This window comes from Tessaracoccus rhinocerotis (assembly GCF_007197885.1).
In the GTDB taxonomy this organism is placed as follows: Bacteria; Actinomycetota; Actinomycetes; order Propionibacteriales; family Propionibacteriaceae; genus Arachnia; species Arachnia rhinocerotis.
Genome location: NZ_VKKG01000001.1, coordinates 786,362 through 812,597, shown reverse-complemented (window position 1 = coordinate 812,597; position 26,236 = coordinate 786,362). Strand labels below are relative to the sequence as shown.

The following is a 26,236-nucleotide window of genomic DNA, read 5'->3' as shown; positions in this document are numbered from 1 at the left end:
GTCTCAGTCCTCGGGGGCGGCCAGCAGCGCGTCGGTGGCCCAGCCCTGCCCGGCGGCCATGTCGTACTGGGCCAGGCGGTAGTCCGCGAGGAGTTGTCGGGCTCCTTCGGAGAGGTCGGCCTCCGAGACCGCCGCACCGTCGGGTCCGAGCCACCCGGTGCGCTCCATCGCCGGCACCTCCTGCGCCAGTTCGTGGAGCAGCGCCGTCCACGGTGTGTAGGCCGCGCCCGAGGCGTCCAGCACCTGGTTCATCAGCTGGTTGGCGCTGATCATGCCCGGGTCCTGCTTGCTGGTCGGGAAGTTCGCGAACACCACCCAAGGTGTCTCGTAGCGCCCGGTGGGACCACTGGCCGCCAGTACCTCCTCGGGCCAGACCGTGGGGAGGTGGTCGCCGTAGAGCAGCACGATTGTGCGCTCGTCGATCTCGGCGAGGTCCTCGGTGAACGCCTCGAGGGCCTCGTCGGAGGCCTTGAGGCCCCGTAGGTACTGGCCGGCGGCGGCGCGCTGGTCCTCCGAGAGCGGGCCGTCCACTTCCATCGGGTTCGACAACCCCTTCTGCGGACCGTGGTTCTGCATGGTGACGACGTTGACCACCATCGGTTCGTCGGAGGCGGTCAGCTCGTCGACGACCCGGTCGAGGACGGCGGCGTCGGAGATGTACTCGTCACCGGGCAGCTTGCGCAGTCCGCGCAGGGAGTCCCGGAAGTCCGCCCGGTCGAAGCCGAGGGCGGGATAGACGACGTTGCGTCGGTAGAACTCCTGGGCGTACGGGTGGATCGCGTAGCTGTTGTGCGACCAGTCCTCGAACGTGCGCAGGTGGCTCGGGAACCGCTCGGTCTGGGCCACCAGCCCCGGGAACGGGCTGTCCACCTGCGGCTGCAGGTTGGCCACGGCCATGCCCGTGACCACCTCGAACTCCATGCTGGAGGTGCCGCCGCCGAAGGCCCCGGACAGCAGGGTTCCCGAGGTGTTGGTGGCCATCAGCTCGCGCAGGAACGGCAGCGGATCCTCCGCCGGTGTGATCCCGGGCATCGCCATCGGGTCGGACAGGGACTCCGACAGCACCAGGACGACGTTGGTGTCCGACAGCGCCGAGACGTCGCGGGTGGCGTTGTGCTCCTCGGCGATCCCGGAGTAGCGCTCGAGCAGGTCCGCCATGGCGGCCTGCGAGTACCCCTCGGGCTTCGCCATCGGCTCGGCAGGCAGGTTGTACAGCAACCCCGCGATCACGCCGTTGTCGTCGTAGTTCTGGCCCTGGTTCCAGGGGCGCCACTTGGCCCCGGCCGCCTCGTAGAGGCCACGGGCCGCGTTGCCGGGCACGTTGAAGGTGGCGGCGGTGAGGATGATCGTCCCGGCCACCGTGCCGGCCACCACGCGCGCCAGCACCCGTCGGCCCGACGAGGCCGGCCGGGCGAGCCGTGCGGCGCCCCAGCTGAGCATCGGGATGGCCAGCAACGCCAGGGCGAGCAGCAGCAACGGGCCCAAACCCACGCTCTCGACCAGGAAGCCGGTCTGGGACAGGTAGGTGGCGTCGGAGACGAACAGCGGCTCGCCGCGCAGACGCAGCTTGAAGTAGTCACCACAGGCGATCAGGGCGAGCAGCACGATCACGCCCGCGGAGGCGACCCACGTGCGGTTGGACAGCGCCCGCAGGAACACGAACACGGCCCAGACCAGGCCGATGCCGATCGCCAGCACGCCCGGCTCCAGGTCGAGCAGCCGGTCGAACGGTTCGGGCCGTGCCTTGCCGAGACCGTGGGTCAACTCGAGCGCGAGCGTGAGGACGACGGCCAGCGCCAGGCCGAACAACGACCTGCCGACGTTGCGCAGCACGACGCCCGGACGCGCCGGGGCCGAGGACTCTCCCTCGGGCCCGGGCGTCGGGGAACCGCCGCGGGGCCGGCGCCGCGAAAACAACATCCCACGATTCTACGACGGGCGCGGCGCACCATCGTGGCGATCTCCCGGGCGGTGGCAGACTTCGGGACATGTCCGTCGCCCAGACCGATCTCCACCCGTCCCAGCGCAAGCGTGCCTGGCCCGCGCTGTTCTCGCTGGTGATCGGTTTCTTCATGATCCTGGTGGACCAGACGATCGTCTCGGTGGCCATGCCGCACATCATGACCGGCCTGGATGCCGACGTGAACGACGTGGTCTGGGTGACCAGCGCCTACCTGCTGGCGTTCGCAGTGCCGCTGCTGGTGACGGGGCGGCTGGGGGACCGGTTCGGCCCGAAGAACGTCTACCTCGTCGGCATCACGACCTTCACCCTCTCGTCGGCCTGGTGCGGGTTCGCCACGAGCATCGAGCAGCTCATCCTGGCCCGGGTGGTGCAGGGCCTCGGCGGCTCGATGATGACGCCGCAGACCATGGCGGTGATCACCCGGATGTTCCCCCCGAAGCAGCGCGGCGCCGCCATGGGGCTGTGGGGAGGCGTGGCGGGATTCGCGTCGCTGGCCGGACCGATGCTGGGCGGGGTGATCATCGACGGACTCGACTGGCGCTGGATCTTCTTCATCAACCTGCCGGTCGGCATCGTGGCGATCGTGGCGGTCAGCCTCTTGGTGCCACAGCTGCCCCGCCACACCCACACCTTCGACCTCCTCGGCGTCGTCCTCAGCGCAGTGGGCATGTTCCTGCTGGTGTTCGGGATCCAGGAGGGTGCTGCCCATGACTTCGGCCCCGTGCCGATCGCCCTCGGACCGGTCGGCCTCGCACCGCCGTCGGTGGGGCTGGTAGTGGCCGGCGTGGTGGTGCTTGCACTGTTCGTCTCCTGGCAGGCCGTCAACCGCTCCGAGCCGCTGCTGCCGCTCAGGCTCTTTCGGACCCGCGACTTCACCTTCGCCAGCTTGGGCATCTGCGTGGTGGGCTTCGTGGTCACGAGCATGTCGATGCCGATGATGCTGTACCTGCAGGTCGGCGCCGGGCTCAGCCCGATCCGGGCGGCGGCGATGCTGGTCCCGATGGCGGTCATCTCTGGGGTGCTGGCGCCGTTCATGGGCAAGCTCGCGCACGGACGGCTGGGCAGGGGGATCGCGGTGGTCTCCCTCGCCTGCCTCGGAGTCGGGCTGGGCTGGTTCGCCCTGTGGGTGCAGGCGCAGGTGCCGGTCCTGTTGCTGCTCGTCCCGTCGGCCCTGCTCGGGCTCGCCAACGGCGGCATGTGGGGTGCGCTCTCGATGGCCGCCACCCGGGACCTGCCCATGGACGGCGCGGGCGCCGGCGCCGGCGTCTACAACACCCTGCGGCAGGTGGGGGCGGTCATCGGCTCGGCCGGGATCGCGGCCACGATGGAGGGCCGTCTGGTCGCCAACGGGCTGCCGACGTCGATCCAGGGCGCAGGCGCCGCTGTGCCAGCGGAGGTGGCCGGGCCGTTCTCGAACGCCATGGGGCAGAGCCTGCTGCTGCCGGCGGCGGTGAGCTTCGTCGGCGTCGCGGCCGCGCTGTTCCTCACCCGCCGCGACAACGACGGCGCCCCGCTCAGCTGACGCGCAGCCAAGCTGTCATGTTGGTGGGGAGCGCCCCGCCCTCGACGTGGCCGCTGGCCAGCAGCACCTCGCCCTCGGGCAGCGCCACCGACGGTGCGGACACGTTGGTGACCACCGCCACGCCCGCGCACCGGAAGGCCACCACGCCCTCGCCGAGCTCGAGCCACTCGAGGTCCCCGCGGCCCAGCCCCAGCTCGCGGCGCAGGCGCAGCGCGTCGGCGTACATGGTCCACGTGGACCCGGGCACGCCCACCTGCTGGTCGGCCGCCAGCGCACGGTAGGACTCGGGCTGCGGCAACCAGGTCCGGCCCGTCGGCGAAAAGCCGAGGCCCGGGGCGTCGGCCTCCCACGGCATCGGGACGCGGCAGCCGTCGCGGCCCACCTCGGTGTGCTCCGAGCGCCACCAGGTGGGGTCCTGCCGGAGCTCGTCGGGCAGCGTCGTGTGCTCGGGCAGGCCGAGCTCCTCGCCCTGGTAGAGGTACGCCGAGCCCGGCAGCGCCAGCATCATCAGCGTCGCGGCAGTCGCCCGCGCGAGTCCGAGCTCGTTGTCCGGCTGGGGGTCGTCCGCGCCGATGCCCTGGCGGTTCGAGGTGTCGGCGCGGCCGTAGCGGCTGCGGTGGCGCAGCACGTCGTGGTTGCTGAGCACCCACGTGGTGGGGGCGCCGACCTGGTTGGTGGCGGCCAGCGACGAGGTGATCACCCGCCGGTACTCCTCGGCGTCCCAGGCGCACTCGAGGAACTCGAAGTTGAACGCCTGCTGCATCTCGTCGGGCCGGACGTAGTTCGCGATCCGGGACGCCGGCACCCAGGCCTCGGCCACCAGGATGCGGTCGCCCCCGTAGGACTCCAGCACGCGGTGCCAGGCGCGGTAGATCTCATGGACGCCGTCCTGGTCCCAGGCGGGTCCCATCTGCATGCCCAGCAGCTCCGGGTTGACCGCGCCCTCGTCGGGCAGTCCCGGGGCCTTGACCAGACCGTGGGCGACGTCGATGCGGAAACCGTCGACGTCGGCGTCCAGCCAGTGGCGCAGGATGCCCTCGAACAGGGCCCTGGTCTCTGGGTTGGCCCAGTTCAGGTCCGGCTGGCTCTCGTCGAACAGGTGGAGGTACCACTGCTCGGGGGTGCCGTCGGGGGCGGTCAGCCGGGTCCAGGCGGAGCCGCCGAAGACGCTGTGCCAGTTGTTCGGGGGCAGGCTGCCGTCGCCCTCACCGTCGAGGAAGTGGTAGCGCTCCCGCTCGGTGGATCCCGGCCCGGCGGCCACTGCCGCGCGGAACCACTCGTGCTCCGCCGAGGTGTGGTTGGGGACGAGGTCGACGATGATCCGCAGCCCCAGTTCGTGCGCGCGCTCCACCAGGCGGTGGGCGTCGGCGGTCTCGCCGAAGATCGGGTCCACCACGTGGTAGTCGGCCACGTCGTAGCCGCCGTCGGCCATGGGGGAGAGGTAGAACGGGGACAGCCAGATGGCGTCCACGCCCAGTTCGACCAGGTAGGGCAGGCGCTCGATCACGCCGGGCAGGTCACCGTGGCCGTCGCCGTCGGTGTCGGCGAAGGAGCGGGGGTAGATCTGGTAGATGACGGCGTCGCGCCACCAGTTGTTCTTGGTCATGAGACTGGTCCCGTCGAGTTGCGGATGATCAGGTCGGGGTGGAAGAGGAGTTCGGAGCGGTCCAGCGGGCTGCCGCCCAGACCCTCGAGCAGGGCCGTGACCGCAGCCTCGCACATCGCGCGCACGGGCTGGCGGATCGTCGTCAGCCCCGGGTCGGTGAAGGCCATCAGGGGGCTGTCGTCGAAGCCCACCACCGAGAGGTCGCCGGGCACCGACAGACCGCGTGAGCGGGCCTCCCGGATGGCGCCGAGCGCCATGATGTCGGAGCCGCAGATGACGGCGGTGTGCCCGGCGTCGATCAGGCGCGCCGCGGCGAGCTGACCGCCCTCGACGGTGAAGATGGTGCTGGCGATGCTGTCCCGCGGGAAGCCGAGCGCCTCGAACCCCTCGGCCTTGCGCCGGGCGGGCAGGTATCGCTCTGAGCCGATGGCCAGGCCGATCCTCTCGTGGCCGAGCGTGCGCAGGTGCGTCACCGACGCGGAGACCGCCTCCACGTCGGAGCAGGAGAAGAAGGCCCCGCGCAGGTCGGGCGCGTAGCCATTGATGAACACGGTGGGCACGCCGGACTCGATCAGGCGGCGGTAGTGCTCGTTGGAGCCGAGGCTGTCGGCGGGGGTGCCGGAGACGGAGATCACGCCCGAGACGTTCAGCCCCTGGAGGGTCTCCAGGTGCTGCAGCTCGCTGGTTCCGGAGTTCCCGGCCGGGCAGACGACATTGGCCTGGCCGGCGGCGAACAGCAGGATGTCCAACTCCTCGACGAATGCCGGGAACGCCGGGTTGGAGAGTTCGGGAACCACGACGGCGACCACGCCGTTGCGCTTGCCACTGGCGGTCTCGCGGGCGTAGCCGAGTTCGTTCATCGCGTCGAGCACGACGCGACGGGTCTCCTCCTTGACGCCAGGCCTGCCGCTGAGCACGCGCGAGACCGTTGCGGTCGAAACGCCTGCGACCTTGGCGAGATCGGACATCCTCGTCCGTTTTGTTGGTGCCATCTCGGCTCCTTCCTCCATCCGCAAACGCTACCAACAAGCCGGTGAGATTTGCAGAAACCGTTGCGCATGCTGGGCACTGGTCCCCACCCTGCCGGACATCTGGGACGTGGGGGCCGAGTACGGTGGGGGCATGACGAACCTCTCCTGGGACCTCGAGAACGTCCTGCCATCGGTCATCGCGGACCTCCACGAACTCATCACCATCCCGTCGGTCTCGTCCCAGGCGGAGCACGACGCCGACGTACTGGCGTGCGCCCACCGGGTCGAGGGCCTCCTGAAGGGCGCCGGCTGCCCGGAGGTGCGCCTCCTCCAGGCCGGCGGCAAGCCCGCCGTCTACGGGCACTACCCGGCGCCCGAGGGCATGCCCACCGTGCTGCTCTACGCGCACTACGACGTCCAGCCCGCCGGTGACCACGCCCTGTGGAGCTCGCCCGCGTTCACCCCGGACGAGCGCGACGGCCGCCTCTACGCCCGCGGGTCCGCCGACGACAAGGGTGGCATCGCGGTCCACCTCGCCACCCTGCGCGCCTTCGACGGCAACCCGCCTGTGGGGGTCAAGCTGTTCATCGAGGGCGAGGAGGAGATCGGCTCCCCCTCGATGCCCGCGATGCTCGAGAAGTACTCCGACGAACTCAGCGCCGACGTCTTCGTGATCGCCGACTCGGTCAACTGGGCGGTCGGCGAACCCAGCCTCACCACCGCGCTGCGCGGGGTGGTCGACGCCGTGGTCACCGTCTCGACCCTGCGGCAAGGGCTCCACTCGGGCCAGTTCGGGGGCGTCGTGCCGGATGCGCTCACCGCGCTCGTGCGGCTGCTCGCCACGCTGCACGACGAGGCCGGCGACGTCGCCATCGAGGGCATCGACTCCTTCCCCGGGCCGGACCTGGAGTACCCGGCCGAGCGCATCCAGTCCGAGACCGGCATCCTCGACGGGGTCCGGCAGATCGGCACCGGCAGCGCCGTCCAGCGGATGTGGTACAAACCGGCGGCCTCCGTCCTGGCCATCGACACCACGCGGATCGCCGACGCCTCCAACACCCTGGTCCCGGCCGCCTCTGCGAAGGTGAGCGTCCGGCTCGCGCCCGGCCAGGACCCGGAGGTCGCGCGCGCAGCACTGCGGGCACACCTGGAACGCAACGCCCCCTGGGGGGCACGGGTGGAGGTCGTCGACGGCCAGCTCGGTGCGCCCAGCCGGCTCGTGCTCGACGGGCCGCTGGCCGAGGCCGCCCGCTCGGCCTTCGCCGAGGCCTTCGGCACCGCCCCGGTGGAGATCGGCTGCGGCGGCAGCATCCCGATCGTCGCGGAGTTCGCCGAGCACAACCCCGACGCGCTCGTGCTCGTCACGGCCGTCACGGATCCTGACTCTCGCATGCACGGCATCGACGAGTCGCTCGAACTCGCGGACCTGGCGAAGGCGGCCACGGCCGAGGCGTTGCTGCTGGTCAACCTCGCAACTGGCGGCTGACGCCCCGGCCGGGTCTCAGGGCTGCGCGGGATGTGAGCCGTCCGATCGGCTCGGGGTAAGCTGATTCGGTGCTACGTCCCGACGGCCAACTGAGCCTCGACATCGATCCCATCGAACGCGCACCGCAGGATGAGTGTGGCGTCTTCGGCGTCTGGGCTCCCGGGGAGCACGTCGCCGAACTGACCTACTACGGACTCTTCGCCCTGCAGCACCGCGGCCAGGAGTCCGCCGGCATGGCCGTGTCCAACGGGCAGCGGATCATGGTGTTCAAGGACATGGGACTCGTGTCCCAGGTGTTCAACGAGACCACCCTCACCGCGCTGCGCGGTCACGTCTGCGTCGGTCACACGCGCTACTCGACAACCGGCGCCTCGGTCTGGCAGAACGCCCAGCCCACCTTCCGCTCCGGCCCCCGCGGCGGGCTGGCGCTCGCCCACAACGGCAACCTCACCAACACGCGCGAACTGGAGCAGTGGCTGCGTGAGTTGGACTCCGGCGAGAAGGTGCCGGAGAAGAAGACCATGGACTCCACCAACGACACCTCCCTGGTGACCGCACTGATGGTCTCCTTCGGCGACGCACCGCTTGAGGAGGTGGCGATGAAGGTGTTGCCCCGCCTGCGCGGCGCCTTCTGCCTCACCTTCATGAACGAGAACACCCTGTTCGCCGCCCGGGACCCGCAGGGCATCCGTCCGTTGGTGCTCGGCAGGCTCGAGCACGGCTGGGTGGTGGCGTCGGAGACGGCCGCGCTGGACATCGTCGGCGCCAGCTTCGTGCGCGAGGTGGAGCCCGGCGAGTTCATCGCCATCGACGAGGCCGGCCTGCGCTCGCAGCGGTTCGCGGAGGCCAGACCCAAGGGCTGCCTGTTCGAGTACGTCTATCTCGCCCGTCCGGACACCACCATCGCCGGTCGTGGCGTCCACACCACCCGCGTCGAGATCGGGCGCGAACTCGCCCGCGAGCACGCCATCGACGCGGACCTCGTGATCCCCGTGCCGGAGTCCGGCACCCCTTCGGCCATCGGCTACGCCGAGGAGTCGGGAATCCCCTACGGGCAGGGCCTGGTCAAGAACGCCTACGTCGGGCGCACCTTCATCCAGCCCAGCCAGACCATCCGCCAGCTCGGCATCCGGCTCAAGCTCAACCCGCTGCGCGAGATCATCGCCGGCAAGCGCCTGGTGGTGGTCGACGACTCCATCGTCCGCGGCAACACCCAGCGCGCGCTCGTCCGCATGCTGCGTGAGGCCGGAGCGGCCGAGGTGCACGTGCGGATCTCGTCGCCGCCGGTGGAGTGGCCGTGCTTCTACGGCATCGACTTCTCCACCCGGGCCGAGTTGATCGCGCCGGGGCTGAGCGTCGAGGAAATCTGCCGCTCGATCGGCGCCGACACCCTCGGCTACATCTCTTTGGAGGGCCTCACCCGGGCCACCACCATCGCGCCGGACAACCTGTGCCGCGCGTGCTTCGACGGCAACTACCCCGTCGGCATCCCACCCGAGCAGGCCGAACTGCTGAAGCTGGAGGAGAAGTGAACACGAGTGCCTACGCCGCCGCCGGCGTCGACATCGAGGCCGGAGACCGCGCGGTCGAGCTGATGAAGGCCTCCGTGGCCCGCAGCCGACGCCCCGAGGTGCTCGGCGGGCTCGGCGGCTTCGCCGGGTTCTTCGACGCGAGCGCGCTCAAGGAGTTCCGCAACCCGGTGCTGGCAACCTCCACCGACGGCGTCGGTACCAAGGTGGCGATCGCCCAGGCGATGGACAAGCATGACACCATCGGGTTCGACCTCATCGGCATGCTCGTCGACGACCTCGTCGTCGTGGGCGCCGAGCCGCTGTTCGTGACCGACTACATCGCCACCGGCAAGGTGGTCCCCGAGCGGATCGCCGCCATCGTCGGCGGCATCGCCGACGCCTGCGTCGCGGCTGGCTGCTCTCTCGTCGGCGGCGAGACTGCAGAGCACCCCGGGCTCCTCGGACCCGACGAGTACGACATCGCCGGCGCCACCACCGGCGTCGTGGAGAAGGACGAGATCCTCGGGTCCCACCGGATCGTGGCCGGTGACGTGGTGGTGGGCATGGCCTCCTCCGGCCTGCACTCCAACGGCTACTCGCTGGTGCGCCACGTCCTGCTCGAGCAGGCGGGCTGGGCGCTGGACCGCGACGTCGCAGAACTCGGCCGCACCCTCGGCGAGGAGCTCCTCGAGCCCACGAAGGTCTATGCGCTCGACGTGCTGGACCTCATCGGGCGGACCGAGGTGCACGCCTTCAGCCACGTCACCGGCGGTGGCCTGGTCAACAACCTCGCCCGCGTGATCCCCGACGGACACAAGGCCGTCCTGCGTCGCGACTCATGGACCCCCGGCCCCATCTTCCAGCTCGTGCAGCAGGTGGGTGCCCTCTCCCAGGCCGACGTGGACGCCACGTTGAACATGGGGGTCGGCATGGTCGCGGTCCTGCCGGCAGAAAGTGTCGACACCGCCCTCGCGGCGCTCACCGAGCGTGGCATCGGGTCGTGGGTGCTCGGCGAGATCCAGTCCAGCGACGGCGAGGGCTCGGCCGAGCTGGTCTGAGCGGGGCTACAACGCCTTGCCGTACCAGCGGTCGGCGTTGGGGTTGTCGTTGAAACGGGGCAGTTCCCGGAGCCCCACGCGCGCGTAGAGGCCCGAGGCGGCGGCCAGCGACGAGTGGGTGTCCAGGACCAGCCTGTCGCCCCCGAGGTCGCGGGCGACCACCGTCAGGTGGTCCACGACCCGGCGCGCGACGCCGCGTCCCCTGGCTGCCCGGCGAGTGAACAGGTGCTTCAACTCGAACCAGCGGCTGCCGCCGAAGCCGTCGTCCACCCATTCCGGGCCGGGCGTGATCAGGCGGATCCCGGCGCAGCCGAGCACCTCCTCGCCGTCGCGGGCGATGACGAACGCGCCGGCGGGAGGGATGAACCTCGCCGGGTCCGGCTGCGGCGGCCGGTAGTTGCCCGCACCGACGGGGCGGGTGGAGACCCGGTCACTGACGTACTCGCCGAGGATCTCGACGGCGATGGGGGAGTCCGTCCGGACGTCGAGGATCTCGATCACCGGACCATCTTATGTGGGGCGAGCGCTGTGGTCAGACCCCGACGTGGCGCATGGTCGCCGCGACGGCGGCCACCGGGTCCCTGGTCTCGCCCAGCCACAGCTGCTGCGCCACGCGGCCGTCGATCATGAACACCACCCGGTCCGCACGGGCCGCGACGGTGGCGTCGTGCGTGACCACCAGCAGCGCCGTCCCCTCGGAGTTCAGCTCCACCAGGAGGTCCAGCACAGCCGTCGCAGCGGTGCTGTTGAGGGCGCCGGTGGGTTCGTCGCAGAACAGGATCCGGGGGGATCTCATCATGGCCCGGCAGATGCCGGCGCGTTGCAGCTCCCCACCGGAGACCTCCGTCGGCATCCTCGCGCCGAGATCCCCGATCCCCGCCCGGGACAGCAGCGCCTCGGCCCGCTCCCGGCGCTGCCTGCTCGTCCCGATGCCGTCGAGCGAGCTGGTGAGCACGATGTTGTCCAGGAGCGACAGGTCGCGCAGCAGGGTCGGTTGCTGGAACACGAAGCCCATCCGTTCGCGACGGGCATCGGCGAGCTGGTCGCGGGCCAGCTCCGTCAGATCGGTCTCGTCGAGCCACACGGCCCCGGCATCGAGCTCGTCGAGGCCCGCGATGCAGTGCAACAGCGTCGACTTGCCGGAGCCGGACGGGCCCATGACGGCAACGAACTCGCCGTCGTCGACCCGGAGGTCGACGCCGTGCAGCACGGGGGTCTCGGCGTAGGACTTGTGGAGCCCGGAGGCGTTGAGCAGTGCGGTGGACACGGGGTCACTCCTTGGTGGTGAGGGCGATCGAGTCCTCGACGCCGGATCGGGTGCTCGCGAGGGTGGTCCCCACGACCACCAGCAGCAGTGCAGCGGGGCTGGCCACGTGGGCGAGCCAGGGGTTGGTGCCGAGGGTGAGCTCGGTCAGGCCGGCGGGGGCGAGCAGGAACCCGGCCAGAGGGCCTCCGACGACGTGGGCCAGCAGGGTACCCAGCAGGACGCCGGCCACCAGGACGCTGGTCGAGCGCACCAGGCTCTGGCGTCGGATCTGGTGGTCCCTGAACCCGAGCGCCCGGAGCGTGGCCGTGCGGGCTGCATCCCTGGCCACCAGCAACCGCATGAACAGGGCAGTCACGAGAGCCGCGACCGCCAGCCCGACGAGAACCGCGGCCACGGCCGCGGAGCCGAGTGCGTCGACCGTGCCCCCGAGTGAGGCGGCGACGTGGTCACGAACCGAACTGACACGCACGTCCGGATTGGTGGCCGCGTAGCCGCTGATCGCGGCGCCGACGTGGAAGCCGGGTGTGAAGTCAGCCTGCAGGGTGCTCCACATCACCTCGGAGCTGGTGTGGGGCATGACCATCTTGGCCGTGCGGCCGCCGTTGGTGATGTCCTGGTACACGCCCACCACCGCCAACTCCAGTGGTTCGCCACCGCCCACCGGCTCGGCCACGACGACGTCGCCCAGGTCGACTCCCAGCGCGTCCGCCTGGAGCGCGGAAACTGCCAGCTGTCCGGGTTCGACGGGCGCCCGCCCACGCGTGTAGGAGATGGGGAACATGCCCAGGTCGCCGGACTCGATCCGCAGGCTGGCGCGGGTGCCCTCGACGGTTGTCGTCGAGTAGGCGGCGGTCACGAGCATGGTGTGGCGCTCCACCCGCGGGTCGGCGGCGAGCTCTTCGGCCAGCTCGGCGGCGCGCTCCACCTCGACCGGTGGGCGGACGCCGACCAGCATGTCGCTGACGCCGGCGCCCATGCTGGTGACGAAGCCGGGGGAAGTCACCGTGGTGTAGAGGTTCTGTGGGACCACGAGGACGAAGACGGCCAGGGTGTGCACCACCAGGGGCACCACGTATAGTCCCGGTCGGCGCCACAGGTCGCCGAGTCCGAGCGTCGTGTTCGTCCCGAGCGCACCGTCGGCGACGGAGAGCCAGCGGGGTGGCCGGCGGGGCACCCCGGCCGGTGCGGCGCCGTCGGTGCGCAGGGCCCGCACAGGCGAGATCCGCTCCAGCGCGCGCAGTGTGCGGTGCACCGAGAGCACGACGACGCACACCAGCAGTGCCGCCAGTGCCACCCCGAGCGCGATCGCCGGCAGTTCCCGGCCGGAGGGGCCGAGGAACAGTTCCACACGCGCCAGCAGGACCCGGCTCAGGCCGAGCGCCCCGAGGAGGCCGACGACGGCGCCGGCCAGGGCCATCGCCAGATAGCGGCGGGAGTAGAGCCGCCGCAGGTCGCGCCGACGCGTGCCGATAGCCATCAGGGTGCCGATCTGGCGGTGGTCCTGCTCGATGGTGGTCAGCAGGGTGAAACGCACGCACAGCAGCGCGATCCCCACCAGCAGGACCGTCACCAGGATCGCGATCGCGGCTGTCACACCCTCGGAGATGGAGTTGACCAGCACGAACAGCGCCCAGGTCACCGTCGGGCCGCTCGCCTCCAGCCCGGCGGCGCGGTACTGCTCCTCGAACTGCGTGGCGGCGGCCGGGTCGGTGAGACGGAACTGCACCAGGTGCTCGACGGCGCCCGCGTCGGCGACCGTGGAGCGCACGCGCTCGAGGTCCCCGGCGGAGACCAGCAGCCGCTTGGAGGAGGCGTAGGAGGAGTTCATCTGCGAGTCCCGCAGGAAGCCGGCTACTTCCAGTTGGGTGCGGCCGCCCGGGCCCGTCACCCAGAGCACGTTGCCGACGGCCAGGTCCAGTTCCGCGAAGTAGAACAACGGCAGCCACACCGTCCCGGGCGTGGGCGCGATGACCTCGCCGTCGGTGTCGAGCAGGAGGTCGAAGCCGGCGTTCTGGGTGACGAAGGAGTTGTCCTGCAGGGCCTCGGCCAGCGTGGTGTCCACGCCGTCGCCGACTATCCTGACGGCGGCGCCGTCGACGTTGAGGATCTCGCTGACGGCCCACTGCTCGACCAACGGGTTGGACATTGCGAAGGCCGCCATCCTGACGAGGTCGACGTCACCGGCGTGCATCTGCAGGAAATGGGGGGTGCGGGCCTGCCGCATCAGCGACTCGCTCGCTCCGGTGGCCGTGACGACGAGGGCCGCGGCTGAGGCCGCGAGCATCGTCGCGAGCGCCATGAAGCCCACCAGGATCGCGGCCGACGCCCGGTTGCGCCGGAGTGAACGCCACGTCAGTGCTCGCAGTTCCCGCACGCCAGGCATGGTTCTCCTCCGGTTGACAGACCGAGTTGAGCGGCCAGCACCAACCTATGGAGACCGATGTCGCAGGGGTATCGGGCGCTGCCCGGAGCCGCCCCCGTGCCGGCCCCTAGGGTGCCTCCACCCTCGACCCCAGTACTGCCACCAAGGCCCGGGCGTAGGCGTTCTCGGGGTCGTGGTCGTGGAACTGGACCTCGCGGCCGTCCACCACCGCGCCGACGGTGTACCCGTCGGAGCGCGTGAGCGAGCCGAAGGCGTCCCCCAACGCCGTCCGGAGCTGCCCCTCGTGGGGGAGCCACACCGTGCGCTCCTGCGCCACGGAGTCGAGCGCCCACTCGGTGGTCCCGTTGAAGGCGAAGATCGTCCCGGTCTCGAGCTCCCGGGGCTGGATCACCATGTCGGAGAGGTAGAGCAGGTCATCGATCATCTCCGTCGCCGTGACGACGAATCGGTCCCCCGGGGCGGGCCGCCATTCGAGGCCCGCCTCCCGGAGCTGCAGTGCCAGGGAGAGGTCGATCATGGACCAAGCCTATGTCGCCGAGTTGAGCCGCGCCGCCTGCCGCATCAGGTGGTCCCGCTCGGCGGGGTTGTTGGACCGCAGGGCCGCCTCGGAGTAGAGGGTAGCTGCCCGGAGAGGGTCCCCGTTGCGCTCGTGGAGATGGGCGGCGACGGCGTCGTACCGGGGCAGGGCCGGATCCAGCTCGGCCAGTGCTCGCAGCCCCGCACCCGGACCGTCAGCCTGCCCGACGGCGACCGCCCGGTTGAGCCTGACCACCGGGCTGTCGGTGAGCCGGACCAGCTCGTCGTACCACTCGACCACCTGCACCCAGTCCGTCTCCTGCGCCGTGCGGGCGTCTGCGTGGAGCGCGGCGATGGCGGCCTGCGCCTGGAACTCCCCGAGCCGGTCCCGGGCGAGGGCGGCCTGCAGCACCGCCACGCCCTCCGCGACCAACGCCGTGTCCCACAGGCTCCGGTCCTGTTCCGCCAGGGGCACCAGGGCGCCCTCCGGCGTCCAACGGGATGCGCGGCGCGCGTGGTGCAGCAACATCAGCGCCAGCAGCCCGCCGGTCTCGGGGTGGTCGTCGAGGGCCGCGAGCGCGCGCGTCAGCCGGATCGCCTCGGCGCCGACGACGTCCTCGCGGCGGCGGCGTGAGGTGTCGGCCCGGACGGCGTCGAGGTGACGACGCCAGGCCGTGGTGACCAGCCAGCCCTTCGGGTCGCGCGGTGGCTCCGACGGCCAGGTCCGCCACGCGTCCAGCAGCGCCTCCTGGACGGCGTCCTCCGCCGACGCGAAATCCGCACCGCGTCGGCAGAGGACTCCGAGCACCTCAGGCGTCAGGCGCCGGAGCAGCTCCTCGTCCACGTCACTCCGAGATGGTGGGAGGAGCGGTGAGGAAGGGACGCAGCTCCAGCCACTCGTTGATCGGGCGGCCGCCCGCGCCGGGAGCCGCCGAGAGCTCGCCGGCCAGCTCCAGTGCTCGCTCGTGGGAGTCGACCTCGATGACCATCCAACCCGCGATCAGGTCCTTGGTCTCCGCGAACGGGCCGTCGGTCACAGGCGGCCGGCCCTCGCCGTCGGAGCGGACCCACGTGCCCTCCTGCGAGAGGGCCTGACCGTCGAGGTACTCCCCGGTGGCCCGGTACTTGTCCGCGAAGTCCGACATGTAGGTCATGTGGGCGGTCACCTCCTGCGGCGACCACCTGTCCATGGGGACGTCGTTCGGTGCGGTCGGGGCGCCCCGGTAGTGCTTCAGCAGTAGGTACTTCATGGTGGTTCTCCTTGTGCTGGTGCGACCATTGTGGTCGCTCTCACCACTGGGTCGCAGCCGGTGCCCGGTTCTCGACACCGACGACCGTGACCGCCACCGCCGCCGGCGTCGCCGCCGCACCGAACTCCTGGCGGATGCCGCGGCGCAACTGCTCGCCGTCGATGGGCAGCGACGCCGTCACCACGGCCGCCGGGCGGGTACCGAAGCGAACGTCGGGGTGCTCCTCGAGCGTGACGGCCTGCACTCCGGGAGCAGCCAGCAGCCACTCCCGCACCGCCTCCGGGCTCGTGTTCTCGCCTCCCGTGACGCGCACCCCGTCGGCGCGGCCGGTGACGTGGACGCGCCCGTCGATGAGCTCCCCGCGGTCGGCGGAGAACACACCCGGACCGAGCATCGGGGAGCGCACGAGCAGCCGACCCGCCTCCACCCGGATCCGGACGCCCGGCAGGGGTCGGCCGTCCAGCGTGATGGTGCCCGTCTCGGTGGCGCCGTAGGCGTCGACCACGGGAGCCGCGAACGCCCTCTCCACGAGCTCGCGCTCGACGAGCCGGTCAGAGCCGCTGAGGACGAGACCGACCGGGACGGGCCGGGGGAGGGCTGCGGCCAGCTCGGACAACTGCGTGGGGACACCCGTGAGGACGTCCACCGGTCCCAGTCGTGGCAGCTCGGCCGCCGGATCCGACCCGAGTGACACGAAGTGGCCGCCGAGGGCCATGGTAACCGCGAAGGTGCTGAAGCCGTGGCCGTGGCCGACGGGGGCGAGGCACGCCACCACCGGCCTGTCGAACCGGGGCAACATCCCGAGCAGTCCCACACTTTGGCCCAGGGCCCGTGGGCCGCGGCGGGAGCGGACCACGCGAGCCGCTCCCGTGGTCCCGGAAGTGGTGAAGAAGACACCGACGCGGCCTCCGCAGGTCGCATGCGCCTGCCGCAGCGCCCGAGCGCCGGCGCGCGGGGACACGACGACCACGGTCCGCCCGGCGCACATCCCCGCCAGGGCATCGATGACCACCGCGCGCGGTTCGGCACCGTCCACCACGAGTGGGACGGCGCGGTGTCCGCGCAGCTCCCGCCGTCGGCGCAGGACCGCGTCCCAGAGCGCCCGGCGAGTCAGTGTCCCCATCTCGTCGGTGAACGCCGGGTCGGAGCCTCGTGCGTCCAGCTGCGCGCGAACGATCCGCAGGAGCGCCACCCCCGTCGGCCGCCAGGAACCCCGGAGCCAGTCAGCCACGGTCCACGAGCCGCATCGAAAAGGGTGCGGTCACCCGGGCGGTGAGGACCGGTGCGGCGGCGTGGAGCAGTTCGTGGGGACGCAGCCACCATGGAGCCACCCGAGCCTGCCGGGTCACCACCGCCCGCGCCACCCATTCGGCCGCCGCCTCGGGGCTCATCGCGCAACGTGCTCGCGCACGTCGGGCCGGCGGCAGCATCGGCGTCGCGACCAGCGGGAACGCCAGCAGCGACGTCGCCACCCCGTCACTGCGCAGTTCGGGGGCGACGCTGCGGGCCCAGGCGTCCCAGCCGGCCTTCGAGGCGACGTTCGGCGACCAGCCTGGCACCGAGGTGCGGGCGTCGACCGTGGTCGTGGCGATGAAGTGGCCGCCGCCCCGGGTGCACATCGCCCCCAGAAGGGGTAGGGCGTGGCACACCGGGCCGGTGAAGTTGGCCGCGACGGAGCGCGTCACCGAGTCCGGCCTGGCCACCAGGCCGCGGAGCCCGCGCGCGATGGAGTGGCCCGCGTTGCTGAACAGCACCTCGGGTATGCCGTGGTGGGCAAGTACCTCCTCCGCGGCGGCGCGACCGGCCTCGACGTCGCGCAGGTCGAGGGCCTGCACCATCGCGTGCGAGCCGGAGTCGCGCACGTGGTCGGCCAGTTGCTCGAGGAGTTCCCGGCGCCGGGCCACCAGCACGAACCGTGCACCGGACGGCGCCATCGCCTCGACGAACGCGCGCCCGATCCCCGACGACGCGCCCGTGACGACGACCAGCCGTGCGGCCAGCCGAGCACGCGCCTGCCTGATCAAGTCCATGACCGAAGCGTAGCGAGGGGCCCGCGCGGGCAGTCGATCAGACGACGGGCCCGGCGTGCCAGATGCGGTCGAGGTAGTCGCGCATCGAGCGGTCGGAGCTGAAGTAGCCGGTGCGGGCCACGTTCAGGATCGCCGAGCGGGTCCAGGCCTCCTGGTCGGCGTACTTGGCCTCGACGGCCTCCTGCGCCTCCAGGTAGCTGGCGAAGTCTGCGAACGCCATGAAGCGGTCCTCGTCCAGCAGGGCAGAGGTGACGGAGCCGAACGCGCCGCCACGGCCGCCGGAGAAGATGCCGGACTCGATCAGGTCGATCGTGGCGCGCAGCGTCTCGTCGGACTCGTAGATCGAGCGCGGACGGTAGCCCTGCTCGCGCAGCGCGGCCGCGGCGGGCTCGTCCATGCCGAACAGGAAGAAGTTGTCGTCACCCACCAGGCCGCGGATCTCGACGTTGGCGCCGTCGTCCGTGCCGATGGTGAGCGCGCCGTTGAGGGCGAACTTCATGTTGCCGGTGCCGGAGGCCTCCATGCCGGCGAGCGAGATCTGCTCGGACAGGTCCGCGGCAGGGATCAGCTTCTCGGCCAGCGTGACGTTGTAGTTCGCCGGGAAGGCGATCCCCAGACGTCCCTCAAGGCGCGGGTCCCGGTTCACGACGGCGGCCACCGAGTTGATGAGGTGGATGATGTCCTTGGCCAGACGGTAGCCGGGGGCGGCCTTGGCGCCGAAGACGACGGTGCGGGGTGTCAGGTCCTCGACCTTGCGCTTGCCGGAGAGCACCTGCTCGTACAGGGAGACCACGTGCAGCAGCTTCAGGGTCTGGCGCTTGTACTCGTGGAGGCGTTTGACCATGACGTCCAACAGGTGGCCCTCGGGCAGGTCGATGCCGTCGCGCTTGTGGAGCACCTCCCGGAGGCGCTCCTTGTTGGCGGCCTTGACGGCTCGGAACTCCTCGCGGAAGCCGGCGTCGTCGGCCAACGGCTCGAGGCCGTCGAACTGGTCGAGGTGCTTGACCCAGCCGCCGCCGATCCGGCTGGTGACCAGTGCGGACAGGCCCGGGTTGGACTGGCGCACGAAACGCCGGGGGGTGACGCCGTTGGTGACGTTGGTGAACTTCTCAGGCCACAGGGCGGAGAAGTCGGGGAGCACCTTGTCGCGCAGCAGTTGGCTGTGGAGCGCGGCGACCCCGTTCACCTTCGAGCCGGCGACGGTGGCCAGGTGGGCCATCCGGACCGACTGGACGGGGTGCTCGGTGACGATGGACATGCGCAGTGCGCGCTCCTCGTCGCCGGGGAACGTGGCGCGCACCTCGGCCATGAAGGAGACGTTGATGAGGTTGATGATCTGCATGTGGCGGGGGAGCAGGCGTCCCAGCAGCTCCGTCGGCCAGACCTCGAGCGCCTCGGGGAGGAGCGTGTGGCAGGTGTAGGCGAAGCAGGACTTGGTGACCTCCCACGCCTCATCCCACTCGAAGCCCTTCTCGTCGATCAGGATGCGCATCAGCTCGGGCACGGCGATGACGGGGTGGGTGTCGTTGAGCTGGAAGATGATCCGCTCACCGAGGCGGTGCAGGTCGAACCCGGGCTCGAGTTCGTTCTCGATGAAGTCACGCAGCGAGCACGCGACGAAGAAGTACTGCTGCTGCAGCCTCAACTCCTTGCCCTGCGGGGTCGAGTCCTCGGGGTAGAGCACCTTGGAGATGTTCTCGGCGAAGGTCTGCGCCCGGACGGCCTCGACGTAGTCGCCCTGGTTGAACGTCTTGAGGTCGAACTGGTTGTTGGCGCGTGCACCCCACAGCCGCAGCGTGTTCACGCGGCGCGTGCCGTAGCCGGGCACTAGGTAGTTGTAGGGGAGGCCCTGGACGCCCCAGCCCGGGACCCAGCGGGTGCGCTCACGACCGGTCTCGTCGGTCCAGGTCTCGGTGTGGCCGGCGAAGTTCACCTGGACGGCGTTCTCCGGGTGCACGAACTCCCACGGGGACTCGAGGGCGAGCCACTTGTCGGCCTCCTCCACCTGGTGCCCGTCGACGAAAGTCTGGCGGAAGATGCCGTACTCGTAGCGGATGCCGTAGCCGATGCACGGGACGTCCATCGTGGCGAGGGAGTCGATGAAGCAGGCGGCGAGGCGACCGAGGCCGCCGTTGCCGAGGCCCGGCTCGACCTCCTGCTCGCGGACCTGTGCGAGGTCGATGCCGTGCTGCGCGAGGGACTCCTCGACGATCTCGGTCAGGTCGGTGGCCAGCAGGGCGTTGTCCAGCTGCGGGCCGAGGAGGTACTCGGCCGAGAGGTAGCCGACGGTCTTCTGCTTCGCCGCGGCGTTCTTGTCCTTGGTCTCCAGCCACTCGTCGACCATGTAGTGGCGCACGGCACTGGCGGTGGCCTGGAACTTGTCGTGCAGGCTCGCGTCCCGCAGGCTGACGCCCTGGCGGTTGTGGAGTTCGCGGATGAACTCCGTGGTGAAACCGGACACGCTGTGGCGTGGGTCGTCGGCGATCACGGCGATCGGGTCGTTGCCGTTCGGGACGGAGACAGGCATTCGATCCGTGGGGTTGGCCACGGAGTCGGTGTTCAGGGACTCAGGCATGGGCCCAGACTATGCCAACTTGCAAAGATTGCCACCGCCGCCCCCGAAAATTGCTGCAAGTTGCGGCGACGCAGGGTTGGCCTCGCCGCCGGTCCCGTCGAGACCGCGCCCGTGCAGGGTGGCTCCAAGGGCTGGCTGAAGCGGGTCTTCGGCTGATCCCGCCCGCCTTGAACAGCAGCGACGGCGCCGCACCCGGAGGTGCGGCGCCGTCGTCGTGTCCGGATCAGTTGATCGCGTCGATGATCTCGTTGAGGGTCTTCGACGGACGCATCACGGTTCCGGCCAGGGTTGGGTCGGGGCGGTAGTAGCCGCCGATCTCGGCGGGAGAGCCCTGGACGGCGAGGAGCTCGTCCACGATCGCGGTCTCGTTGTCCGCCAGCTTCTGGGCCACGTCCTTGAACGCGTCGGCAAGTTCCGCGTCCTCGGCCTGGGCTGCCAGTTCCTGTGCCCAGTACCGGGCCAGGTAGTAGTGCGAGCCGCGGTTGTCGATGCCGCCGAGGCGACGGGTGGGGGACTTGTCATTGTCAAGGAACGTGCCGGTGGCGCGATCCAGGGTGTCGGCAAGGACCTGGGCCTTGGCGTTGTCCTCCGTGCCCGCGAGGTGCTCGAACGAGGCGGCCAGGGCGAGGAACTCACCGAGGGAGTCCCAGCGCAGGTAGTTCTCGCTCACGAGCTGCTGGACGTGCTTCGGGGCGGAACCGCCCGCGCCGGTCTCGAACAGGCCGCCACCCGCCATCAGGGGAACCACCGACAGCATCTTGGCCGACGTTCCCAGCTCGAGGATTGGGAACAGGTCGGTCAGGTAGTCACGCAGCACGTTGCCGGTCACGGAGATGGTGTTCTCCCCGCGGCGGATGCGCTCGAGACTGTAGGTGGTCGCGTCCACCGGGTTCTTGACGTGGATCTCCAGGCCGTCGGTGTCGTGGTCGGCCAGGTAGGTCTTCACCTTCTCCAGCACGTTGCGGTCGTGTGCACGCGTCTGGTCGAGCCAGAACACGGCCGGCCAGCCGGTGGCGCGGGCCCTGTTGACGGCCAGCTTCACCCAGTCGGCAACGGGGGCGTCCTTGGTCTGGCAGGCGCGCCAGATGTCACCCTCGTGCACCTCGTGGCTGAGCAGGACGTTGCCCGCGGAGTCGACCACCTGGACCTTGCCAGCGGCGGGAACCTCGAAGGTCTTGTCGTGGCTGCCGTACTCCTCGGCCTTCTGCGCCATCAGGCCAACGTTGGCGACCGACCCCATGGTGGTCGGGTCGTAGGCGCCGTTGGTCTTGCAGTCCTCGATCACGGCCTGGTAGACCCCGGCGTAGGAGGAGTCGGGGATGACGGCGATGGTGTCGTCCTCCTCCCCGTCGGGGCCCCACATGTGGCCCGAGCTGCGGATCATGGCCGGCATCGAGGCGTCGACGATCACGTCGGAGGGGACGTGCAGGTTGGTGATGCCCTTGTCGGAGTTGACCATCGCCAGGCGGGGGCCGTTCTCGAGCGCGGCGTCGATGGCCGCGCGGATCTTCGCGCCGTCGGGCATCGCGTCCACGCCGGCCAGCAGGGCGGCGAGGCCGTCGTTGGGGGAGAGTCCGGCCGCGGCGAGCTCCGCGCCGTAGGACTCGAACACGTCGGCGAAGAACGCGCGGATCACGTGGCCGAAGATGATCGGGTCGGAGACCTTCATCATGGTGGCCTTCAGGTGCACGGAGAACAGCACGTTCGCGTGCTTGGCCCGCACGATCTGCTCGCGCAGGAAGTTGGTGAGGACGGCGCCTTGCATCACGGTGGCGTCGATGATCTCGCCAGCCTCGACCTCGAGTGCGTCCTTCAGGACGGTCACGGTGCCGTCGACGGCCTCGTGCTGGATCCGGAGGGTGTCGGCCGCGGGGAGGATGACCGACTTCTCGTTGTGCCGGAAGTCGGCGTGGTCCATGGTGGCCACCTCGGTGCGTGAGGTGGAGGACCACTTGCCCATCCGGTGGGGGTGCTTGCGGGCGTAGTTCTTGACGGACTCGGGGGCACGACGGTCGGAGTTGCCCTCGCGCAGGACGGGGTTCACGGCCGAGCCGAGGACCTTGCCGTAGCGGGCGCGGACCTCGCGCTCCTGGTCGGTGCGGGGGTCCTCCGGGAAGTCGGGGACCTCCACGCCCTGGGCCTGCAGCTCGGCGATTGCGGCCTTCAGTTGGGGGATGGAGGCAGAGATGTTCGGCAGCTTGATGATGTTGGCCTCGGGGGTCCGTGCCAGCTGTCCGAGCTCCGCCAGCGCGTCGGCCTGTTGTTGGTCGGCGGGCAGCCGGTCCGTGAACTGGGCGACGATCCGGGCAGCGAGCGAGATGTCGCGCGTGTCGACGTCGACCCCTGCCTGGCTCGCGTAGGCCTCGATGATCGGCAGGAAGGAGTAGGTCGCCAGCAGCGGCGCCTCGTCGGTCAGCGTGTAGATGATCTTGCCCATGTGGTCTCCAATGATCTCGATGCGTCGCTGCACAGCTTAGCGACCACGCTGTTGGGCGTGTTCTTTGGTTTGTCCGCGACCTCCGGTAGCCTATGGCCCACGAGTTATTGACAGATTCCGCGGCAAGGCCGCGAGGGACAAAGCGAGGGGGTCGACCCGATATGGGGCGCGGCCGTGCAAAGGCGAAGCAGACCAAGGTGGCCCGCGATCTCAAGTATCGCCCTGTGGACACCGATTTTGCGTCACTGGAGCGTGAGCTCCGAGGTGAGGACTACACCGAGACGGAGGAGATCCCCGACGCGTACGCGGATCTCGCCGAGGAGTACGGACACGGTGGAACCTACCTCGACGATGATGATGACGCGGTAGAGGACGAGGACGACGACTCCCCATCCTGAGGTCACTCCCGGCCTCTCGTGGGCTCCGGACAAGGAGCTCGACTCCTTCGAGGTCCTCACCCTCGCACTCCCCGACCTCCCCACCTACAGCGGTGAGGAACCGGGGTCTCTCGTTGCCACGGTGATTCGGCGCAACCCGCCGGTGTCGAGGCGTGCCGTGTTGTACGTGCACGGCTGGAGCGACTACTTCTTCCAGCGACACATGGCCGACGAGTTGGCCGACGCCGGCTACGACTTCTACGCGGTGGACCTCCACCGCTACGGTCGTTCCCTGCGGCCCGGCCACCTCGCCGGCTTCACGACGGACCTGGCCGAGTACCACGACGAACTGAACCGCGCAGCCGACCTGATCACACGGGAGGGGCACGACGAACTCGTCGTGATGGGCCACTCGACCGGGGGACTGGTGGCCGCACTGTGGCTCGTCGCACACCCGGACCGGGCCAAGGCCCTGGTGCTGAACTCGCCCTGGCTGGAGCTGCAGGGCTACCCCGCGCTGCGGCCGGCCATCGCGCCCATGCTCAGCGCCGTCGGCCAGTTGAACCCGCTCGCCACGTTCCCCGTCTCCGAGACCGGCCTCTACCGGCGCTCCATCCACTCCTCGCAGGACGGTGAGTGGGGCTACAACGAGGGTTACAAGGGTCACAAGGCGTTCAGGGTGCGCGTCGGCTGGTTGGCTGCCATCATGGCGGGCCATGCCAAGGTGGCCGCCGGCCTGGGCATCGAGGTTCCCGTGTTCATGGCGATCTCGGAGCGCACGGTGATCTCCGCCAGGTGGAGTGAGGACCTGACCACGGCCGACATCGTCCTGGACGTCGAACGCCTGGCCTCCCGCGCCGCGATGCTGGGGCGGCACGTGACACTGGTGCGGATCAAGGACGGCCTCCACGACCTCGCCCTGTCACCCAAGCCGGTGCGGGGGCGGTTCTTCGCCGATCTCCGGCGCTGGCTGGAGACCTACGGCTGATCCAGCACCCGTGGCATTCCAGAGCTGGAAACCGTCGTGGTGGCCATCGGCAACAGCATCGAGGGAACAGAAAAACCCCCGCCTGCGGCGGGGGTTCGGGAGTGGCCAGGGCCGGGATCGAACCGGCGACCTTTCACTTTTCAGGCGAACGCTGCTACCAGCTGAGCTACCTGGCCAGGTGGCTTCGCGCTGCTTGCGCTTACCAGCGACCCCGACGGGACTCGAACCCGCGACCTCCGCCGTGACAGGGCGGCGCGCTAACCAACTGCGCTACGGGGCCAATTTCTTGACCTTGCTGGCTGGGCCAGCCCGGTAACTATAGCGTGCCATTTCCCCGGAAGGGAAATCGGGCTCCGACGCTAGTCAGCTACCAGTTCAAACCCCTCCCGACAGGGAGGGACTTGGCATCCCCAACGGGATTCGAACCCGTGCTGCCGCCGTGAAAGGGCGGAGTCCTAGGCCGCTAGACGATGGGGACCGGACTGCACAAGGATAGTCGGCAGACGTGCGACGTTGCAAACGCCGAACCCCACTCCGCGACGGCGTGTCGCTGGGAGTGGGGGTCGGTGTTTTCCTTCGGCCCGGGGGTCAGCCGTAGGTATTGATGTGGACGTGGTCCTTGTGGTTGGCGGTGTCGCCGCCGCGGTTCGCCATGCTGCGCCACCCCTCCTTGTTGCGGGCCACGCTCCAGATCTTCTGGTCGAAGATGATGTAGTTGATGTTGAACTCCGAGGCGTGTGCCCGGAAGTACTTCGCGATCTCCCAGCCGAGTGCGCTGTTGTTCTTGTAGTTCGGGATCATCACGTCGACGGCGCGGCCGGCCGGGTGGTCCGGGGTCACGTCGCGACGCCAGCCGTACTGGGTCTTGATCTGCGGGTAGTGGTCCCAGACGTGCCAGGCGATGCGCTGGACGTTGGCGTTGGTCTTGTCGAGGCCGCTGGAGTAGCCCTTGTTGATGTCGCCACGGTCCGCCCCGCCACCGCTCGGCGGGGGAGCGGGCTCGGACGGCTTGCTCGCCGAGAGGTACTTGGCGGTGACCCAGCGGAGCGCGCCGTTGTGGACGATCTGTGCCCGGCCGCTGGTGACGGTGCCGGTGACCGAGACGGCGGAACCGCGGGGGATCTCGCCGGTGTGGGCGTCACCGGTGGCGGCGTGCCAGATGTTCAGGTTGGCCGTCGCGTACTGCGTGGTCGTGTCGGGGACGTCCGGGGCGGTCGGGACGGTCTCGGTGAGCCGCGTCAGGTAGGAGTTGTTCACCCACCGCACGTTGCTCTGCCAGACCACCTGAGCCATGTTGTTCTGCACCGTTCCGGTCAGCTCCAGGATGGTGCCGCGCGGGACGTCGCCCAGGGACTTGAAGTCGCGGCCGGAAGTGGTCCGGATCATCAGCGCGGTGGTGGCCCGTGCCTTCTGCTTGACGGCCGGCAGTGACTGGGTCGGGGCGCCCTCTGAACTGGACAGGTAGCCCGTCGCCGCCCACAGGGTGCTCGAGTTGTACTGGACCTGCGAGTAGGAGCCGCTGATCTTGCCGGTGAGTGCGAGCTTGGTGCCCTGCGTCGCGACGACGGAGACCGGGTCGTTGATCGTCGGGCCGACGCGAAGGTTCAGGTTCGACGTGGTGTAGACCGTGCCCTGGGCGGCCGATGCGGCCGGTGAGGGGGCGGCGTTCTTCGCCACCGAGCCAGTCGTCAGGTAGGCCGTTGCGACGTAGGCGGTCTTGCCGCCCCAGGTGACCTCGGTCCAGCCGTTCTTGCTGCTGCCGGCAGTGACCTTCTCGCCCTTGTAGAGGATGCCCACGCGGGAGTTGGTCACCGAAGGGCCGGAGCGCACGTTGACGGCGGTGGTGGCCGTGAGCTGTGTGCCCGCCGCCTCGGCGCTCAGGCTGAGGGCGACGTTGGCCGTTCCCTGGACGAGGGCGGCCATGGTGCCAGCGATGGCGATGCCCCTCAGGCCCTTGAGTACCCGGTTCACAGTGGTCCCTTCGAATGGATGTCACAGAACTGGGTGGAACACGCCGCTTCCTCGAGGTCGGGGGGACCTCCGACGCGTTCCTGGCCCAGTGGGTCGGAGACTAGGGAGGGCCGGGAGGGGTGGACAAGCGCTACTTGAGAGTTTGCTGAGTGAACTGCAAGCTCCCACGCCGAAGACGGCCGTGTAACCACATTCGTGTGATTCGCCAGTTCGATTTCATCCGAATGGGCTTTGACTACGTATTTCACCTCGTCGCGTGAGTGTGGTGTTTGATTCGCCCCAATGCTGAGAACCGGCTGAGAATGGCTCGGGAGGCGGGTTCCCC

The 26,236-nt window shown here is 69.9% G+C and carries 20 protein-coding genes and 3 tRNA genes; 6 read left to right on the top strand and 17 right to left on the bottom strand.

All coding sequences use genetic code 11. The annotated features are described in order from the left end of the window. Nucleotides 1-3: 3 nt before the first annotated feature. Nucleotides 4-1,920, bottom strand: coding sequence for an LTA synthase family protein (locus tag FOJ82_RS03920; protein ID WP_143937108.1), 1,917 nt, complete (start codon nucleotides 1,918-1,920; stop codon nucleotides 4-6). 68 nt (nucleotides 1,921-1,988) lie between these two features. On the opposite strand from FOJ82_RS03920, the gene FOJ82_RS03915 reads away from it, so the two are divergent. Next, nucleotides 1,989-3,485, top strand: coding sequence for a DHA2 family efflux MFS transporter permease subunit (locus FOJ82_RS03915; RefSeq protein WP_143937107.1), 1,497 nt, complete (start codon nucleotides 1,989-1,991; stop codon nucleotides 3,483-3,485). Here the strand turns inward: FOJ82_RS03915 and FOJ82_RS03910 are convergent. Continuing rightward, nucleotides 3,478-5,091: a glycoside hydrolase family 13 protein gene (locus tag FOJ82_RS03910; RefSeq protein WP_143937106.1), complete on the bottom strand. Its 1,614-nt coding sequence runs from the start codon at nucleotides 5,089-5,091 to the stop codon at nucleotides 3,478-3,480. The genes FOJ82_RS03915 and FOJ82_RS03910 overlap by 8 nt on opposite strands. Continuing rightward, nucleotides 5,088-6,083 carry a LacI family DNA-binding transcriptional regulator gene (locus tag FOJ82_RS03905; protein WP_143937105.1) on the bottom strand — a complete coding sequence of 332 codons (996 nt, stop codon included), beginning with the start codon at nucleotides 6,081-6,083 and terminating at the stop codon, nucleotides 5,088-5,090. Before FOJ82_RS03905 ends, FOJ82_RS03910 begins: the two co-directional genes overlap by 4 nt. A 130-nt stretch (nucleotides 6,084-6,213) precedes the next feature. Between FOJ82_RS03905 and FOJ82_RS03900 the strand changes: the two genes are divergently transcribed. The 3 genes from FOJ82_RS03900 to purM all read left to right on the top strand — a co-directional run bounded on the left by FOJ82_RS03900 (nucleotide 6,214) and on the right by purM (nucleotide 10,117). Next, nucleotides 6,214-7,548: a dipeptidase gene (locus tag FOJ82_RS03900; RefSeq protein ID WP_143937104.1), complete on the top strand. Its 1,335-nt coding sequence runs from the start codon at nucleotides 6,214-6,216 to the stop codon at nucleotides 7,546-7,548. A 68-nt stretch (nucleotides 7,549-7,616) separates the two neighbouring features. Beyond that, nucleotides 7,617-9,080, top strand: coding sequence for an amidophosphoribosyltransferase (gene purF / locus FOJ82_RS03895; protein WP_143937103.1), 1,464 nt, complete (start codon nucleotides 7,617-7,619; stop codon nucleotides 9,078-9,080). After that, nucleotides 9,077-10,117 (top strand): phosphoribosylformylglycinamidine cyclo-ligase, encoded by a 1,041-nt coding sequence (gene purM / locus FOJ82_RS03890; RefSeq protein WP_143937102.1) that lies wholly within the window; start codon nucleotides 9,077-9,079, stop codon nucleotides 10,115-10,117. Before purF ends, purM begins: the two co-directional genes overlap by 4 nt. A 6-nt stretch (nucleotides 10,118-10,123) precedes the next feature. Here purM and FOJ82_RS03885 read toward each other — a convergent pair whose 3' ends face one another. The 10 genes from FOJ82_RS03885 to FOJ82_RS03840 form a co-directional block, all read right to left on the bottom strand. Next, nucleotides 10,124-10,618 carry a GNAT family N-acetyltransferase gene (locus FOJ82_RS03885; protein ID WP_143937101.1) on the bottom strand — a complete coding sequence of 165 codons (495 nt, stop codon included), beginning with the start codon at nucleotides 10,616-10,618 and terminating at the stop codon, nucleotides 10,124-10,126. 31 nt (nucleotides 10,619-10,649) lie between these two features. Then, nucleotides 10,650-11,384: an ABC transporter ATP-binding protein gene (locus tag FOJ82_RS03880; RefSeq protein ID WP_143937100.1), complete on the bottom strand. Its 735-nt coding sequence runs from the start codon at nucleotides 11,382-11,384 to the stop codon at nucleotides 10,650-10,652. A gap of 4 nt (nucleotides 11,385-11,388) precedes the next feature. Then, complete coding sequence (locus FOJ82_RS03875) at nucleotides 11,389-13,758, bottom strand: ABC transporter permease (protein ID WP_185975604.1); 2,370 nt, start codon at nucleotides 13,756-13,758, stop codon at nucleotides 11,389-11,391. Nucleotides 13,759-13,873: 115 nt separating this feature from the next. Further along, a complete protein-coding gene (locus FOJ82_RS03870) occupies nucleotides 13,874-14,284 on the bottom strand; it encodes a hypothetical protein (protein ID WP_143937098.1) in 411 nt (136 codons plus the stop codon). Between the two features lie 9 nt (nucleotides 14,285-14,293). Further along, a complete protein-coding gene (locus FOJ82_RS03865) occupies nucleotides 14,294-15,127 on the bottom strand; it encodes a DUF6596 domain-containing protein (RefSeq protein WP_143937097.1) in 834 nt (277 codons plus the stop codon). A 1-nt stretch (nucleotide 15,128) separates the two neighbouring features. Beyond that, nucleotides 15,129-15,533: a YciI family protein gene (locus FOJ82_RS03860; protein ID WP_143937096.1), complete on the bottom strand. Its 405-nt coding sequence runs from the start codon at nucleotides 15,531-15,533 to the stop codon at nucleotides 15,129-15,131. A gap of 40 nt (nucleotides 15,534-15,573) precedes the next feature. Further along, entirely contained in the window at nucleotides 15,574-16,764 is a 1,191-nt protein-coding gene (locus tag FOJ82_RS03855) for an AMP-binding protein (protein WP_143937095.1), read from the bottom strand. Continuing rightward, nucleotides 16,757-17,563 carry an SDR family NAD(P)-dependent oxidoreductase gene (locus FOJ82_RS03850; protein WP_143937094.1) on the bottom strand — a complete coding sequence of 269 codons (807 nt, stop codon included), beginning with the start codon at nucleotides 17,561-17,563 and terminating at the stop codon, nucleotides 16,757-16,759. The genes FOJ82_RS03855 and FOJ82_RS03850 overlap by 8 nt, the downstream gene beginning before the upstream one ends. A 37-nt stretch (nucleotides 17,564-17,600) precedes the next feature. After that, a complete protein-coding gene (locus tag FOJ82_RS03845) occupies nucleotides 17,601-20,138 on the bottom strand; it encodes a glycogen/starch/alpha-glucan phosphorylase (protein ID WP_221933007.1) in 2,538 nt (845 codons plus the stop codon). Between the two features lie 223 nt (nucleotides 20,139-20,361). Then, nucleotides 20,362-22,575 carry an NADP-dependent isocitrate dehydrogenase gene (locus tag FOJ82_RS03840; RefSeq protein WP_143937093.1) on the bottom strand — a complete coding sequence of 738 codons (2,214 nt, stop codon included), beginning with the start codon at nucleotides 22,573-22,575 and terminating at the stop codon, nucleotides 20,362-20,364. Nucleotides 22,576-22,799: 224 nt separating this feature from the next. On the opposite strand from FOJ82_RS03840, the gene FOJ82_RS03835 reads away from it, so the two are divergent. Then, entirely contained in the window at nucleotides 22,800-22,973 is a 174-nt protein-coding gene (locus FOJ82_RS03835; protein ID WP_425472465.1) for a hypothetical protein, read from the top strand. Nucleotides 22,974-23,130: 157 nt separating this feature from the next. Then, complete coding sequence (locus tag FOJ82_RS03830) at nucleotides 23,131-23,940, top strand: alpha/beta hydrolase (RefSeq protein WP_221933006.1); 810 nt, start codon at nucleotides 23,131-23,133, stop codon at nucleotides 23,938-23,940. A gap of 102 nt (nucleotides 23,941-24,042) precedes the next feature. Here FOJ82_RS03830 and FOJ82_RS03825 read toward each other — a convergent pair. The 4 genes from FOJ82_RS03825 to FOJ82_RS03810 form a co-directional block, all read right to left on the bottom strand. After that, a tRNA-Phe gene (locus FOJ82_RS03825) sits at nucleotides 24,043-24,116 on the bottom strand. Between the two features lie 30 nt (nucleotides 24,117-24,146). Continuing rightward, nucleotides 24,147-24,220, bottom strand: a tRNA-Asp gene (locus FOJ82_RS03820). Between the two features lie 122 nt (nucleotides 24,221-24,342). Beyond that, nucleotides 24,343-24,418 (bottom strand) — tRNA-Glu (locus FOJ82_RS03815). Nucleotides 24,419-24,528: 110 nt separating this feature from the next. Then, on the bottom strand, nucleotides 24,529-25,911 hold the full coding sequence (locus FOJ82_RS03810) for an SH3 domain-containing protein (RefSeq protein WP_143937091.1): 1,383 nt from the start codon (nucleotides 25,909-25,911) through the stop codon (nucleotides 24,529-24,531). Between the last annotated feature and the right edge of the window lie 325 nt (nucleotides 25,912-26,236).

Excerpts from the sequence above, each read along its gene's own strand:
- FOJ82_RS03920 (WP_143937108.1), bottom strand. The coding sequence starts at position 1,920 with ATGTTGTTTTCGCGGCGCCGGCCCCGCGGCGGTTCCCCGACGCCCGGG.
- FOJ82_RS03915 (WP_143937107.1), top strand. The coding sequence starts at position 1,989 with ATGTCCGTCGCCCAGACCGATCTCCACCCGTCCCAGCGCAAGCGTGCC.
- FOJ82_RS03910 (WP_143937106.1), bottom strand. The coding sequence starts at position 5,091 with ATGACCAAGAACAACTGGTGGCGCGACGCCGTCATCTACCAGATCTAC.
- FOJ82_RS03905 (WP_143937105.1), bottom strand. The coding sequence starts at position 6,083 with ATGGCACCAACAAAACGGACGAGGATGTCCGATCTCGCCAAGGTCGCA.
- FOJ82_RS03900 (WP_143937104.1), top strand. The coding sequence starts at position 6,214 with ATGACGAACCTCTCCTGGGACCTCGAGAACGTCCTGCCATCGGTCATC.
- FOJ82_RS03870 (WP_143937098.1), bottom strand. The coding sequence starts at position 14,284 with ATGATCGACCTCTCCCTGGCACTGCAGCTCCGGGAGGCGGGCCTCGAA.
- FOJ82_RS03860 (WP_143937096.1), bottom strand. The coding sequence starts at position 15,533 with ATGAAGTACCTACTGCTGAAGCACTACCGGGGCGCCCCGACCGCACCG.
- FOJ82_RS03850 (WP_143937094.1), bottom strand. The coding sequence starts at position 17,563 with ATGGACTTGATCAGGCAGGCGCGTGCTCGGCTGGCCGCACGGCTGGTC.
- FOJ82_RS03845 (WP_221933007.1), bottom strand. The coding sequence starts at position 20,138 with ATGCCTGAGTCCCTGAACACCGACTCCGTGGCCAACCCCACGGATCGA.
- FOJ82_RS03840 (WP_143937093.1), bottom strand. The coding sequence starts at position 22,575 with ATGGGCAAGATCATCTACACGCTGACCGACGAGGCGCCGCTGCTGGCG.